This window comes from Campylobacter sp. CFSAN093259 (genome assembly GCF_012889985.1).
GTDB classification, from domain to species: Bacteria; Campylobacterota; Campylobacteria; order Campylobacterales; family Campylobacteraceae; genus Campylobacter_D; species Campylobacter_D jejuni.
Window position 1 is genome coordinate 919,991 of record NZ_CP040617.1, and the last position, 14,405, is coordinate 934,395.

A 14,405-nucleotide genomic window follows, 5' to 3' on the forward strand; every position below is an offset into this window, starting at 1 on the left:
AATCTCCAAAATTACAATTTATTCATTTCTTAAAGTATCTAAAATATTAATTTGAGTTGCTTTTTTTGCAGGATAAAAAGATGATAAAGCTATGATTATTAAAGCACCCACAATGGTTAAAGAAAAATCCATTAAAGACAAATCAAGTGGTAATTTACTGGTTCCATAAACATCAACAGGTAAAGTTACAATATCAAAATTTCCCAAAAGCCATAAAGCAAAAAATGCAAGTACCACACCCACTATCATACCACCACCACCAATAAGCATACCTAAGGCAAAAAAACTCTTTTTTACCTCATTTTTGCTTGCACCTAGAGCAAGTAAAAGTGCTATTTCACTGCGACGATTCATTACTATCATCAATAAAGAACTTACTATATTTAAACTTGCAACCAAAATAATAAGCATCAACACTATAAAAAGCGCTCTTTTTTCAAGTTCTAAGGCTGAAAAAAAATTTTTATTTTGCTCCCACCAACCCACCACAGCATAATCATCTTTTAAATAAGATTTAATTTTTTCAACATCCTTAAAAGCATTATCGCTATATACATGAATTCCATCATAATTTGGATTTTTAGGTATTCCAAGTACTTTTTTCAATGCATCAACATCTGTGTACATATAAGCTTTATCATAAAATGCAAGCCCTGAAGTAAAACGCGCTTTAACATCAAAACGTTTAGTTTGCGGTACTAAAGAAAATCCACTAGGATTAAGATTTGAAAAAATAAGTGAAAGTTTGTCATTTTTATGCAAACCAAATTCATCAGTAAGTGCTGATCCTACAAGTATATCAAAACCACTTAAATTCTCATCCTTTAAAGCTTTAGCAACCACTTCGTTTATTTTTTTTTCATCATTAAAATTAACGCCAAAAAGCACACCACCTTCAAAACGATTATCTCCCTTTACAACAACTTGAGTGCTTAAATAAGGGCTAAATAACAAATTTGGAAATGTTTTTCTTAACTCATCTATAAATTCATCATTTACAGGAGCGTAGAATTTAGGCAAAATAGTAATAGGATAATTCATCACAAAAAAGCGTTTTTCAAATTCTTTATCAAAACCATTCATAATTGCCATAGCTACAAGCAAAACGCAAAGTCCTACACAAACTCCTAAAAAGGCCAAAAGCATAGAAAGATTGATAAAGGGTTGCTCTTTATCAAATCTTAAATACTTAAAAAGTAAATATTTTAAAACGCTTTTATTCAAGCTAAAATTCCTTGCTTAGGACCACTTTTTCCATGGCATTCTTTAAATTTTTTTCCACTTCCGCAAGGACAAGGAGCATTGCGTGGAACTTTTTTAAATTCAGCTTCGCCAAGATTATCTTCGCTTGCGCCCATTTCTACTGAGCTTTGAAGTAGCTTTTCATTTTCTTCATTGGCTTTATTTTCTAAATTTTGCGCCTCTTCTTGATTAAATTGCACGCTAAAAAGTAGTTTAATACTATCAAATTTAATACGATTGACCAACTCCAAGAAAAGATTATAACTTTCTTTCTTATATTCCACAAGAGGATCTTTTTGATTGTATCCACGAAGTCCTATTCCTGTTTTTAAAATATCCATTTGATACAAATGCTCTCTCCAAGCATTATCCAAAACTTGCAAATATAAAATACGCTCTATATTACGCAATTCTTTAATCTCAAGTCTTAACATCTTTTCATTATAAGAATTTTCAAGAATTTGACTTAGCTTGTCTTGCATTTCAATGACGCTTAAATTCTCAAAATCTTTTTCACTAATCTGAGTTGAACATTCATACAAAATTTTTGCTTTCAAATTTTCAAAATTTACATTAGAACCGCTTTCGTCAAGCATATAATCATTCATTACATTTGCGCTATATTCAGCGATATTTTGAGAAATTTTAGCTCTAATATCATAGTTTTCATCTAAAAGCTCATTACGATAACGATAAATAGTTTTTCTTTGTTCATTTGCTACATCATCGTATTCTAACAAATGCTTTCTGCTTTCAAAATGCAAGCTTTCAACTTTTTTTTGCGCATTTTCAACCGCTCTTGTAACGATTCTTGATTCTATGCTTTCGCCCTCTTCTATGCCCAAGCGATCCATAATACTTTTAATACGATCCCCACCAAAAATTCTTAAAAGATTATCTTCTAAACTTAGATAAAAACGACTTATTCCAGGATCACCCTGCCTTCCTGCACGACCACGAAGTTGATTATCAATACGGCGGCTTTCATGTCTTTCTGTACCGATGATATAAAGCCCACCCAAAGCCCTAATCTCATCATCGATTTTTATATCCACACCACGACCTGCCATATTTGTAGCGATAGTTACAGCACCTTTTTTACCTGCATCTTGGATAATCAAAGCTTCTTGCTCGTGATTTTTAGCATTTAAAACATGATGAGGGATTTTCTCTTTTACAAGCATATTGTGAAAAACTTCACTGCGCTCTATACTTGCGGTTCCTACAAGTACAGGCTGACCTTTAGCATTGGCTTTTTTAATCTCTTCAATTACAGCTTTGAATTTTTCATTTTGAGTTTTATAGATAAGATCATCTTTATCTTGTCTTTTAATAGGAATATTTGTCGGTATAGAAATAACATCTAAACTATAAATTTGAGAAAATTCAGTCGCTTCTGTTTGTGCAGTTCCTGTCATACCTGCAAGTTTATTGTACATTCTAAAATAATTTTGAAAAGTAATATCTGCTAGAGTTTGGCTTTCTTCTTGAATTTTTACATTTTCTTTAGCTTCTAAAGCTTGATGCAATCCTTCGCTAAAACGACGTCCTTCGCTTAAACGCCCTGTAAATTCATCAACAATGATAACTTCATTATTTCTTAAAACATAATGCACATCTTTTTCAAAAAGATTATGTGCTTTTAAGGCTTGATCAAGCTGATGAGCTAAGATAGCATTATCAAGACTGTATAAATTTTCTACGCCAAAAAGTTTTTCAGCCTTAGCAATACCTGCTTCTGTAATTAAAATATTACGATTTTTCTCATCTACTACAAAATCACCCTCAGGTTTTGCAGGGGGTAAAACTGCTTCACCTTTTTGCATTTGTTTAGCTACTTCATTGGCTTTAATATAACCATCTAAAGTACGATTTGTAGGACCACTGATGATAAGCGGAGTTCTTGCCTCATCAATTAAAATACTATCTACTTCATCTACGATAACAAAATTATGCTCTCTTTGAACTTTTTCAGCTTTTGAAAATTTCATATTATCACGCAAATAATCAAAACCAAACTCATTATTGGTTCCATAAGTAATATCACAATCATAAGCTTGCTTGTGTTCTATATCACTATTTTGAGAAGAAAGCACCACGCCAACACTAAAACCTAAAAAATTATAAATCGCACTCATTTGCTCAGCATCTCTTTTGGCTAGATAATCATTTACTGTAACGACATGTACGCCTTTGCCACTCATGGCATTTAAAACAACAGGTAAGGTCGCTACAAGAGTTTTACCTTCTCCTGTTTTCATTTCTGCGATTTTTCCATCGTGCAAAACCATACCACCGATTAACTGCACATCAAAATGACGCATATTTAAAGTTCTCTTACCTGTCTCTCTGACTATAGCAAAAACATCATTTAAAACATCATTTTCGTTTTTTTCTCCGCTTAAAATTTGCTCTTTAAATTTTGCAAATTCAGCTTTTAATTCATCATCGCTTAAATTTTGATAGTTGCCTTCTAAAGCATTGATTTGTGCTACACGCTTGAAATATTTCTTAACTTCACGATCATTTTTTGTGCCAAACACGGCTTTTAAAGCATTTAAAAACATTTCTAAACCTTTATAAATTTTTCAAGCTATCATTATAACGATTATTTAATTAAAATTAGCTAGAATGACATAAAAAATATATTTTTTTAAGGAAAATAAATGAAAAAAACATTCTTGATATTTTTTATTTTTATAGGACAACTTTTTGCCCTTGATCTTAATTTTAATACCTTTTCAAGCAATTTTACCCAAATAGTGAAATCCAAAAACTCTACACTTTCTTATTCTGGGCATTTTATACTGAGTAAAGATCAAGCATATTGGAGTTATGATACTCCTAGTAAAAAAGAGATTTATATCAACAAAAATCAAGTAACCATAGTAGAGCACGATCTAGAACAAGTCATTTTCTCTCATCTTGATAACATTCCAAATCTTAATGAAATTTTCAAAAAAGCAAGTCTTATAGACAAAGATAAACTTGTAGCAAAATATGATAATATAAATTATACAATTAAACTCAATCAAGAGCAAATTCAAAGCATATCCTATAAAGATGAATTTGAAAATGATGTTATAATCAATCTAAACAATCAAATTAAAAATCCAAAAATTAATTCCGATGTTTTTAAGGCAAAAATTCCGCAAAATTATGATATAGTTCGCTAATTTTGCGTTGAATTCTCATCAAGCTTTATATCATAGCCTGTTTGTGGCAAATGATAAGGCTTGCTTGCGTTATTTTCTTTGAATATTTGTGGAGGATTGGCGATTAAATCTCTTTTAATTTTTTCTTCTATATCTGGAGTCATTTTAGGTGTATTTAAATTATCTATATTGATTTCTCCATTGTCATTTTTATTTTCTTCATCTGGATCTTTGAAAAGCTGTTCAACTTGCTTGACTTCTAAATTTGGAACACTAGGAGTTGGGATCTTTTCAACACTAGGAACTTGAGTTTTAGGAACTTCTAAGTTTTCAAGTGCTTTTTTTACCTCGCTACCCATACCCTTCTCTTTAGCCTCAGTACTTTCTAAAAAGCGTTTAAACTCCTCTAAATCAAATTTTTCCACTCCACTTAAAGATATGATATATATATCATCTAGTTTAATCTTATATTTCTTATCTAAAAATTTTTCTAAAGTTTTTTTAAAATTATTTTTTCCAATTTCTGTAAAAATATCTTCATAAAAAAACCCTGAAATTACTGTATTTACAGCATCAATTAACTTATTTTCATTTTCTTTTAAATTATTCCCATCAAATTCCAAAGAAATTTCAACTTTTTTAAGAACATTTGCTCCACTTTTAGAATACAAATCTGTTCTTATTTTATCTATTTCAAGATTTTGAGCATTTAAACTCAAAACCAAAAAAACACTTAAAAATATTTTTTTCATTTAATGCCTTTAAATGATTTGTTCTTGTATTTCGAGATCTAAAAAATTATGTTTTTTATAAAATTCAATCACATTAGAATCTATTTTTAAAATATTAGCAAAATAAAATCCAAAATTTATCTTTTTTGTAGAATAAATTTTTAAAGTATTTGGGTTTGTAGCGCGAGAAAGAGCGACATAAAGCTGTCCATTTTCAAAAATATGATCAATATCACACACTAATTTTTCAATACTCATACCTTGTGATTTGTGTATAGTAATAGCATAAGCTAATTTAATAGGAAACTGTGTAACACTTGCGAGAATATTAACAACAAAATCTTTACCTGATTGCTCAAGTTCTTCCATGAAAAAAGTATAAGGTTCAAGTAAAATTTTCATCCCATTATTTTTAATAATGCTAATATAAATTTTCTCCTCTTCATAAAGAATATCTTCTATAATGCCTTGCTCTCCATTATAATAATTCTTATCCCAATTATTTACGCAAAAAATAATACGAGCGCCTATTTTAATATTTAATTCTTCCAATATATTTAAGCTTCTAATCCAAGAATCAAGCTCTTCATCTTTTATTCTCTTATCTTCTTTTTTAACCTGAGCCTTAAAGCATACAAGCGGGGTCTCAAGTTTGCTTAATTTTTCTTGATTGATATTGTTTACTTTTTTATTGATACCACAAAGTAAAGTATAATCATCTTCTAAATTTTCTAATTCTTTATAATCAATTCGCAAAGATTCAAAAAAGCTTAAAATTTTTTCATCTAAAAAACCTTGTCTAATCAAAGATAAATGGTTATAAAATTCCATATTTTGCGTTCTTTTAGGTTGAGAAAGTTTAATATTCTTAAAATTTAAATCTTGCCAAAAAAATGAAGAAAAAGCATAATAAGAATGGTTAAATAAAGTTTCTTTTTTTTCTTTAATTACTGGAGGCAGTTGAAAAAAATCTCCAACAACTAAAATTTTTCCATTAAATTGAGAATTTTTAAGTCTAAAGCCTATCATTTCAAAAACATTTGCACTAACCATGGAAATTTCATCGATAATAATAAGCTCAATCGTTTTTAAAAGCTCTTTAAGTTTTGTTAATTTTTCTTTTTGTTTTTGATTGCGATCCAATACACTTAATTTCATCATATCATCACAATACCCTAAACAAAAAAAGCTGTGTAAAGTAACACCGCCTATATTAAACGCCGATAGAGCACTAGAACCAAGAGCTATGGCTAATTTTTTTTGTTTTCTATAAGATTTGATAAGCTCATTTGTCAAAAAGCTTTTACCAACTCCAGCACCACCACTTAAAAAAACATTATCATAAGCTAAAATTTTTTCTAGTTTATCAAACATTATATTTCCTTGGCTTTAATTATAACTATTTTTTCTAAAAGGTTGATTATGAAATCTTGTTTATATTTTACTTTTATAGTGCTATTTTTAACAGCTTGTTCAACAAAAAATTTAACTTCACTTCATCGTGAAAATTTAGAACAAAAAAATGAAAATCAACATTATGTAAAACTTGAATACGAACAAAATGTAAACATTTTGCCACAATTTGCTTACGATATTAATTTTGATGCAAAACGATATAAAAAATATTTCTTTAACCCTTGGCATGATTCATTTAAAAATTACAAAGGACAAAATATTTTTTGGTCCTTTCCTTTATATTTAAATTCAAAAAATACTTATTATTTTTTCAATAAACAAATTATTCCACTTTCATGGTTTAAAAACGCTATAAATAACGCAAATATCCAAGAATTCGGTAAACTTAATCAAAAAGCTTTAATTATCCAAAATACAATCATTAAAAATCTTCCAACCCAAAGAGCTATCTTAAAAAATCCTTTTTTTGAAAATGAAGGAATTCCTTTTGACTATGCAAGCGATGGCATTTTAAATACTGGAGCCCCTGTCTTAATTTCACATTTTAGTAAAGATAAGCGTTATGCTTTTGTTTTAGGTGAAGCTGGATTTGGATTTGTTGAAAGTAAAAATTTGGAATTTTTCTCAAACGATAGAGCGAAAATCTATGAAAATCTCAACTTTATCACACCACTAAAAGAAAAATTTGCTATCTATAGCGAGGATGGTAAATTTTTATTTGAAAGTAGAATTGGTGCTATCTATCCTTACTACAAAGAAGATAAAAACTATTTTTATGGAAAAATAGGTTCTAAAAAATATAAAATTTCTAAAAAAGATGTATCTAAATTTCCTTTACAATTCAATGATAAAAATTTAAAAAATCAACTTTCACAAGTTTTAAATTTGCCTTATGGCTGGGGCGGTTATAATTTTGAAAGAGATTGTTCTTTACTAACTCGTGATATCTTTTCAGCTTTTGGACTTTATCTACCAAGAAATTCAGCTGCACAAAAAAATTCTTTTAATCATTTTGATATAAGCACTCTTAGTAATTCTCAAAAAAAAGATTTTTTAAACCGCTTTGGGAAAGCTTATCTTAGTTTACTTTATTTACCTGGACATATTATGCTTTATGCAGGGCAAATTACAGATAATAATATTGCCATACATAATATATGGGGCTTAAGAAAAGATGCAACCCAAAGACTTCTCATAAGTTCTAGCGTCATCACTTCTTTAGAAATAGGAAAAAATGAAATTTTAGAAGATAATTTGCTTTTATCAAGACTTAAAGAAATAAGTTTTATAAATTTAAACGAACAAGAAAAAGAGCAAATAAAAAGCTATCTTGAAAATATACAAAACAAATAAGATTTATTGATTTAATCAATAAATCTTTTAGTTAAATCTGTAAAATATTCTATGCGTCTATCTCGCAAAAAAGGCCACCAACGACGCACATTTTCACTTCTTTTTTTATCTATTTCTATGATTTTTACACATTCGTTTTGAGAATCTAAAAGACAAAGTTCTTCACCTTGAGGGCCAAAAACAAAAGAATTTCCCCAAAATCTAATGCCCTCTTCTACCCTGCTTACATCTTTTTCAAAACCTACTCTATTGATAGCTACTACATATAAACCATTAGCTATAGCATGTCCTTTTTGTACGCCAAGCCAAGCATTGAGCTGTCTTTGTTTTTCTTCATCTTTATCCTTATCAAACCAACCAATTGCCGTGGGATAAATAAGAATCTCAGCTCCTTTTAAAGCCATAATTCTTGCTGCTTCAGGATACCACTGATCCCAACAAATAAGCACTCCAAGCTTACCTAAACTTGTATTTATAGGTTCAAAACCCAAATCTCCAGGAGTAAAATAAAATTTTTCATAAAAACAAGGATCATCGGGTATGTGCATTTTGCGATATTTGCCTGCTATAGAACCATCTTTTTCAAAAACCACTGCAGTATTATGATAAAGTCCGGCACTTCGTTTTTCAAACAATGAAGCAATAAGCACTATTTGATTTTTTCTAGCTATATTTGCCCAAAATTTCACATCTTTTTCATAATCATTAGCATAGTCAAAAAAATCCACATTTTCACTTTGACAAAAATACTCACTTTGATGAAGTTCTCCTAAGCAAACAAGCTCAGCTCCTTGTTTAGAGGCTTCTTCTATAAATTCGCAAGTTTTTTTTATAGTTTGTTCTTTATTTAAATGAAATTTTTGTTGTATTAAAGCGATTTTCATTGTCTTTGCCTTTCTTGTTCTGCATCATCATAAGGATCTAAATGAATTTGTATATCCCATTTTTCATTTTCAAACATCTTACGCACACCTTCTTCTATTTCATCTGAAATTTTATGCGCATTTAAAAGCGAAATTATAGGGCAAAAAACCAAATGCACGCTTAAATAATTACAACTTGGAGTTTTACGCGTCTTTAATTCATGATAGGAAATTATTTCAGGATTATTAGAAATCAAAGTACAAATTTTATCCACTTGTTCCTTAGGTAAAGCCTCATCCATTAAAAAAGCTAAAGCTTTTTTAATGATTTTAAAAGCAGAAAATGCCGTATAAAGACTGATCACTATCCCAAAAATAGCATCAATAATATGTAAATTTGTAAAATAAATCAAAACCAAAGCCCCTAAAGTACAAGCATTGGTTAAGCAATCTGTTTTGTAATGCAAAGCATCACTTTCTATAATCAAACTTTTGGTTTTTTTAGCTACATAATTTAAAAAAAGTACAAGAAAAAAAGTCATAATTAAAGCAAAAATCATCACATAGATGCTTGAATTTAAATCTTTAATTTCTTCTTTATAATAAATCTTTAAAATACTCTCATAAAAAATAAAAATCCCCACGCCAACTATAAAAACACCTTCTAACAAACCCATTAAAGCTTCAATTTTAGAAAAACCAAAATTATAATTTTCATTCGCCTTTTGTGAGCTTTTTTTAAGAGCCAAAAAATTAAAAGCAGAAATAGCAAAATCCATTAAAGAATCAATCGCACTTGAAAGTACTGCAACAGAACCACTTGTTAAGCCTACTATAAATTTAACCAAGGCTAAAACAATAGCACATAAACTTGCTACAAGAGTTGCTTTTTTTTGCAAACTCATCTTAAACCTTTGAAACGATTTTGACAAGAACAATGCAAAGAACCGTTTTGTCGTAAAAACACTCTTGCATCTACTCCTATAATTTTATGATTAGGTAAAGCTTTAGAAAGTCTTTTAGCTATGATTTCATCATTTTTATCCTTGTAAAAAGGCACAATTAAAGCATTATTTATAAAAACAAAATTCGCATAAGTCGCTCCTAATCTTCTTTCTTCATAGTATAAAGGCTTAGGTATAGGAAGTTCTAATAAATCAAAGCCTGTTTTTTTAAGCTCTTCTTTCATTTTTTGCAAAGGCAAATAATGCTCATCCTCTTCATCTTCACAAATACAATGCGCTATGGTATTTTTATCTATAAATCTTGCTAAGGTATCGATATGATGATCCGTATCATCACCTTTTATGAAACCATTTTCTAGCCAAATAATTTGCTTTAAACCAAAAATTTCTTTTAATTTTGTATCAATTTGAGTTTTGTTTAGATGAGAATTTCTATTTTCATTTAAAAGACAATGAGAGCTTGTAAGCATCACACCCTCTCCATTAAAGTCAATACTTCCTCCTTCTAAAATAAAATCAACCTTTTTAAGCTCCTCTTTAAATTTTTCTTTAAAAAGCTTAGAATTTACAGCATTATCAAGCTCGCTTTGAAATTTATTTCCCCAAGCATTAAAAGTAAAATCAAGAGCTTTTAAACGACCATTTTCTACTATATCTATAGCTCCAAAATCGCGTATCCAAGTATCATTGGTATCACATTTAAAAAACTCTACATTTTTTATATCTTTAAAATTTTCAAAATCACTCTGTTTAGGAGCTATAAGTAAAACTTTTTGAAATTCACTTACCACTTTTACAAATTCTTTATAACTTTGCAAAATTTCCTCTAAGTAGGGATTCCAATCGCTTTTTTCATGGGGTAAAGAAAGCATGAGGTATTCTTGCTCACTCCATTCAGGAATTGATTTTATCATTTAACTACCTTTTTTGATAATAAAATTATAATTGTATCATTTTTTAGACTTTTGTCAAATTTAAGAAGATTGCCTCGATATTTCGAGGCTTTAGGGCATTATTTAAAAAAGATTTTCATTTCATCATTGCTTAAAACAAGTTTTCCATTTTCATTTGAAATTTTAAAAGTTCCTTTGAAATTTGAAAGGAAAGAATTTTCAAAATCCATTACATCCATTGGGTGACAAAGCATTTGAGTTGAAGCTACGCGATCACCTTCGATTTGTAAAGTATCCGCCTTAGTTTGATAAGAACCAAAAAAACGATTGCATCCTGAATAACCATAAAATTTATTATTTTCAAAACTGATATTTGGACTTTCCTCTGCGTTTTTTGGAACAAAAGTTTTGCCATTTACTATAATTTTTTCTATTTTGAAAAGCTGATTTTGCACAAGTTCATTATTACCTTTAGAAGTAGATGAAGTAAGAGAAGTACTAGCACAACCCGCAAAAAAAGTTGCAGCTAAAGCAATTTGAAGCATTTTTTTCATTTTATTCCTTTAAATTTGAAATTGGTTAAGTTCGCTTTCAAGATTATGACACACTATTTTTAACTCATCTGCAACTTGAAGCAGAATTTTAGAAATTTCTTCATTCTTTTCACTTACTTCAACATTTTCTTGCATACGAGAAAGTAAATTTTGTATATTCTCTTGGGAAATTTTTATTTTTTCAGTACATTGAGTTACCAAAGCCCTAGCATCTTCGTTGCATAATTTAACCTCATTAGCATCATCAACCAATAAAGCGGTGTCATCATTTAAAGCTTGTACACTTTGAGCATTTTTCTTTAATTCTGCGCTAACCTCATTAATACTTTGCAAAAGCTCTTTTGTAATTTGAGCTACATTTCCCAAAAATTCTTCACTGTTCTGAGCCAACTGCCTAACATCCTCAGCAATTACAGAAAAACCTCGTCCAAATGCACCAGCCCTAGCTGCTTCTATGCCAGCATTTAGGGATAGTAAATTGGTTTTATCTGCGATCTCATCCATCATTTGAGTTGCTTTTTGTATATTACCTGCTTGATTGACCATGTTTTCAACTTTTTTAGCCAATTCATTTTCATTTTGAGATACTGTTGATACTTTATTAGCAACATTAAACAAAGATTTAAGCATTTGTTCTAATAATAAAAAGGATTTTTCATTGGCACTATTTGCTTTATTTGACAAACTAGCAAGTTCTCCAAGTTCATTGCCAACATTTGCACCAAGTTTAAAACTTTGATCTATTTGCTTATGACTTTGTGAACTGATATCACTTAAAGAAATAGCATTTGAATTTAAAAGATTGCTTTGTTTTTCTACATTTTTTGAATTATGACTTGCACCGCTAACTGCCTTATGAGTTTTTTCGATAAATTGATTGATATATCCACAAGCTAAAGCAATTTCATCTTGACCTTTAACTGAAATACGAGCTTTTAAATTGCCACTTCCTTGAGCTAATTCTTTAGCATGATTTAAAAGCTCTAAAACAGGCTTTCCAACAACAACTTTAAGCATTAAAAGAACCACACAAAGGGTAAAAATCAAAGCAATAGTAAATATTACAATATAAGATTGACTGGTTTTGCTTATATCTTTTTGAACACCTTCTAAAGAATGTGATATATCCATAACCCCAATCACACTCCCTATATTAGCATTTGCATGACAAGCAACACAACTTTCATCTGCAATCAAAGGGCGTATCAATCTTAAATGCACAACACCATTTACATTTTCTTCTAAAGCTTGAATTTTAGGATTTGAAAATTGTTCTATAATACGCTTATCATTTGAAATTTGAGGGGCTTTCATCTCAAAAAGATCTATAGTATCTTTTGAAGGATAAATTTTAATATCACTAATACCCTCTATACTTTTTGCATCTTCAATGGCTTCTTTAATTTTTTCAGGATCTCCTAAATTCATAGCCATTCTCATTGTTTGAAAAACAGAAGTACTTACGGTATCTAAATTTGCCCTGCTCATTTTATTGGCAGTATTTTTAAAATCCAAATTTAAAATCACTTGCATTACAATAAAACTTATAAGCAACACCACAAAAATTGCAGCAGAAACCTTAAATCCTATAGTTTTAAACATCATAGTTTCCTAAAAATAAAATTTTTCGGAAATATTTTACACATAATTTATTTAATTTTTATTGAATTATGTGTAAAAAACATAACATTCCATTAAACTTAATGTAAGAAATGTCTTACTCCTGTAAAATAAAGCGCCATACCATACTCATCAGCCGCCTTTACCACTTCATCATCTCTTATACTTCCGCCTGGTTCTACCATAGCTTTAACCCCTACTTTACTTGCTTCATCTATGCTATCTCTAAAAGGAAAAAAGGCTTCACTTGCTAAAACGCAACCTTGCAAATCAAGTCCCATTTCTTTAGCTTTAGCGATTGCTGCCTTTGCTGCATCGATTCTACTTGTCATACCCATACCTATAGCCACCATAGCGCCATTTTTTACATAAACAACATTGTTTGATTTGGTAAACGCTGCTATTTTCATAGCGATTTCAAGATCTTTTAATTCTTCCTTACTTGCCTCTCTTTGACTCATAAGCTTTGCATTTTTAAGCTCATCTTCGCCCACTTCATCACTGTTTTGATACACAAAACCCCCATCAATATGTTTAAAATCATATTTATCAAAACTGCGGATTAAAAACGGACTTTCTTGAGTGAAAATTTTAATGCGTTTTTTACCTTCAAACACGGCTAAAGCTTTTTCATCTACATTGGCTGCAATGATTACTTCTACATAAATTTCATTGATTTTATTTGCTAAAGCCTCATCAAGAGTTCCATTGATTGCAACCACTCCTCCATAAGCACTGACGCTATCGCATTTTAAAGCATGTATATAGCTTTGTACTAAATTTTCTTTTATAGCAAAACCGCAAGGATTTCCATGTTTTACTATAGCAATAGCTGGAGCTTTATCGAAACTACTAGCTAAATTTAAAGCTGCGTTAATATCGGTTAGATTGTTAAAACTTGCTTCGCCTTTAAGGGCTTTGAAATTTGCGCTAAAAAAGGCATCAAACTCGTATAAAGCCCCTTTTTGATGTGGATTTTCTCCATATTTTGTATCAAATACTTTTTGTCCTACTATAAATTTACTCGCTCCAAAACCTCCGTTAAAGCGTTCATTCATATAATTTGCAATATAAGCATCGTAATTTGCTGTATGCTCATAAGCTTTTATCATCAAATTTAAACGAAAATTCTCATCATTTTGACCTTTTTTTAAAGTCTCAATCACTTTTTCATAATCAAGTGGATCGCAAAGCACCATCACATCTTTATAGTTCTTTGCTGCACTTCTTATCATCGCAGGTCCGCCTATGTCGATATTTTCTATAATTTCATCAAAATCATCGCTCATAATGGTAGTTTTTTTAAAAGGATATAAATTTACACAAACTAGATCAATGCCTAAAATTTCATTTTCTTTTGCTTGTTTGATATGATTTTCATCGCTTCTTTTATGCAAAATCCCACCGTGAATCTTAGGGTGCAAAGTCTTCACACGCCCTTCAAAAAGCTCAGGACTCTTTGTAAAATCACTCACTTCTATAACTTTTATTCCATTTTCTTTTAAAAGCTTAAAAGTCCCCCCAGTTGAAAGAATCTCAAAACCTAAATTTTCAAGCTCTTTGCCAAATTCTACTATGCCTTCTTTATCACTCACACTAAGTAATGCTCTCAT

Annotated in this window: 12 protein-coding genes; 2 read left to right on the forward strand and 10 right to left on the reverse strand. The window is 30.0% G+C overall.

The annotated features are described in order from the left end of the window. Positions 1 to 18 precede the first annotated feature (18 nt). Complete coding sequence (locus FBF20_RS04895) at positions 19 to 1,224, reverse strand: ABC transporter permease (protein ID WP_002853329.1); 1,206 nt, start codon at positions 1,222 to 1,224, stop codon at positions 19 to 21. Then, on the reverse strand, positions 1,221 to 3,809 hold the full coding sequence (secA, locus tag FBF20_RS04900; protein WP_002858134.1) for a preprotein translocase subunit SecA: 2,589 nt from the start codon (positions 3,807 to 3,809) through the stop codon (positions 1,221 to 1,223). Before secA ends, FBF20_RS04895 begins: the two co-directional genes overlap by 4 nt. A 99-nt stretch (positions 3,810 to 3,908) precedes the next feature. On the opposite strand from secA, the gene lolA reads away from it, so the two are divergent. Further along, positions 3,909 to 4,418 (forward strand): LolA-like outer membrane lipoprotein chaperone, encoded by a 510-nt coding sequence (lolA, locus tag FBF20_RS04905; RefSeq protein ID WP_002853302.1) that lies wholly within the window; start codon positions 3,909 to 3,911, stop codon positions 4,416 to 4,418. On the opposite strand, the gene FBF20_RS04910 is transcribed toward lolA, so the two are convergent. After that, on the reverse strand, positions 4,415 to 5,149 hold the full coding sequence (locus FBF20_RS04910) for a hypothetical protein (protein WP_002853278.1): 735 nt from the start codon (positions 5,147 to 5,149) through the stop codon (positions 4,415 to 4,417). The two genes, lolA and FBF20_RS04910, sit on opposite strands and share 4 nt — an antisense overlap. Positions 5,150 to 5,158: 9 nt before the next feature. Next, positions 5,159 to 6,502, reverse strand: a complete 1,344-nt coding sequence (gene pif1 / locus FBF20_RS04915) for an ATP-dependent DNA helicase Pif1 (protein WP_002853306.1) — start codon at positions 6,500 to 6,502, stop codon at positions 5,159 to 5,161. A gap of 48 nt (positions 6,503 to 6,550) precedes the next feature. On the opposite strand from pif1, the gene FBF20_RS04920 reads away from it, so the two are divergent. Next, entirely contained in the window at positions 6,551 to 7,897 is a 1,347-nt protein-coding gene (locus FBF20_RS04920) for an SH3 domain-containing C40 family peptidase (RefSeq protein ID WP_002853331.1), read from the forward strand. A gap of 11 nt (positions 7,898 to 7,908) precedes the next feature. Here the strand turns inward: FBF20_RS04920 and FBF20_RS04925 are convergent, their stop codons facing one another. From FBF20_RS04925 to purH, 6 genes are all read right to left on the reverse strand, one after another. Next, positions 7,909 to 8,781 carry an N-carbamoylputrescine amidohydrolase gene (locus FBF20_RS04925; RefSeq protein ID WP_002890565.1) on the reverse strand — a complete coding sequence of 291 codons (873 nt, stop codon included), beginning with the start codon at positions 8,779 to 8,781 and terminating at the stop codon, positions 7,909 to 7,911. Then, entirely contained in the window at positions 8,778 to 9,665 is an 888-nt protein-coding gene (locus tag FBF20_RS04930) for a cation diffusion facilitator family transporter (RefSeq protein WP_002853697.1), read from the reverse strand. The genes FBF20_RS04925 and FBF20_RS04930 overlap by 4 nt, the downstream gene beginning before the upstream one ends. Then, the gene (locus FBF20_RS04935; protein WP_002855829.1) at positions 9,662 to 10,639 is read right to left on the reverse strand and encodes an agamatine deiminase; all 978 of its coding nucleotides are present in this window, start codon (positions 10,637 to 10,639) and stop codon (positions 9,662 to 9,664) included. The genes FBF20_RS04930 and FBF20_RS04935 overlap by 4 nt, the downstream gene beginning before the upstream one ends. 98 nt (positions 10,640 to 10,737) lie before the next feature. Then, the gene (locus FBF20_RS04940) at positions 10,738 to 11,172 is read right to left on the reverse strand and encodes an META domain-containing protein (RefSeq protein WP_002890566.1); all 435 of its coding nucleotides are present in this window, start codon (positions 11,170 to 11,172) and stop codon (positions 10,738 to 10,740) included. A 9-nt stretch (positions 11,173 to 11,181) separates the two neighbouring features. After that, complete coding sequence (locus FBF20_RS04945; protein ID WP_002904532.1) at positions 11,182 to 12,774, reverse strand: methyl-accepting chemotaxis protein; 1,593 nt, start codon at positions 12,772 to 12,774, stop codon at positions 11,182 to 11,184. Between the two features lie 98 nt (positions 12,775 to 12,872). Then, on the reverse strand, positions 12,873 to 14,405 hold the full coding sequence (gene purH, locus FBF20_RS04950; RefSeq protein WP_002890568.1) for a bifunctional phosphoribosylaminoimidazolecarboxamide formyltransferase/IMP cyclohydrolase: 1,533 nt from the start codon (positions 14,403 to 14,405) through the stop codon (positions 12,873 to 12,875).

Bases quoted from the DNA above. Each gene is read 5' to 3' on its own strand.
- secA (WP_002858134.1), bottom strand. From the start codon at position 3,809: ATGTTTTTAAATGCTTTAAAAGCCGTGTTTGGCACAAAAAATGATCGT.
- lolA (WP_002853302.1), top strand. From the start codon at position 3,909: ATGAAAAAAACATTCTTGATATTTTTTATTTTTATAGGACAACTTTTT.
- FBF20_RS04910 (WP_002853278.1), bottom strand. From the start codon at position 5,149: ATGAAAAAAATATTTTTAAGTGTTTTTTTGGTTTTGAGTTTAAATGCT.
- pif1 (WP_002853306.1), bottom strand. From the start codon at position 6,502: ATGTTTGATAAACTAGAAAAAATTTTAGCTTATGATAATGTTTTTTTA.
- FBF20_RS04920 (WP_002853331.1), top strand. From the start codon at position 6,551: ATGAAATCTTGTTTATATTTTACTTTTATAGTGCTATTTTTAACAGCT.
- FBF20_RS04925 (WP_002890565.1), bottom strand. From the start codon at position 8,781: ATGAAAATCGCTTTAATACAACAAAAATTTCATTTAAATAAAGAACAA.
- FBF20_RS04930 (WP_002853697.1), bottom strand. From the start codon at position 9,665: ATGAGTTTGCAAAAAAAAGCAACTCTTGTAGCAAGTTTATGTGCTATT.
- FBF20_RS04935 (WP_002855829.1), bottom strand. From the start codon at position 10,639: ATGATAAAATCAATTCCTGAATGGAGTGAGCAAGAATACCTCATGCTT.
- FBF20_RS04940 (WP_002890566.1), bottom strand. From the start codon at position 11,172: ATGAAAAAAATGCTTCAAATTGCTTTAGCTGCAACTTTTTTTGCGGGT.
- FBF20_RS04945 (WP_002904532.1), bottom strand. From the start codon at position 12,774: ATGTTTAAAACTATAGGATTTAAGGTTTCTGCTGCAATTTTTGTGGTG.
- purH (WP_002890568.1), bottom strand. From the start codon at position 14,405: ATGAGAGCATTACTTAGTGTGAGTGATAAAGAAGGCATAGTAGAATTT.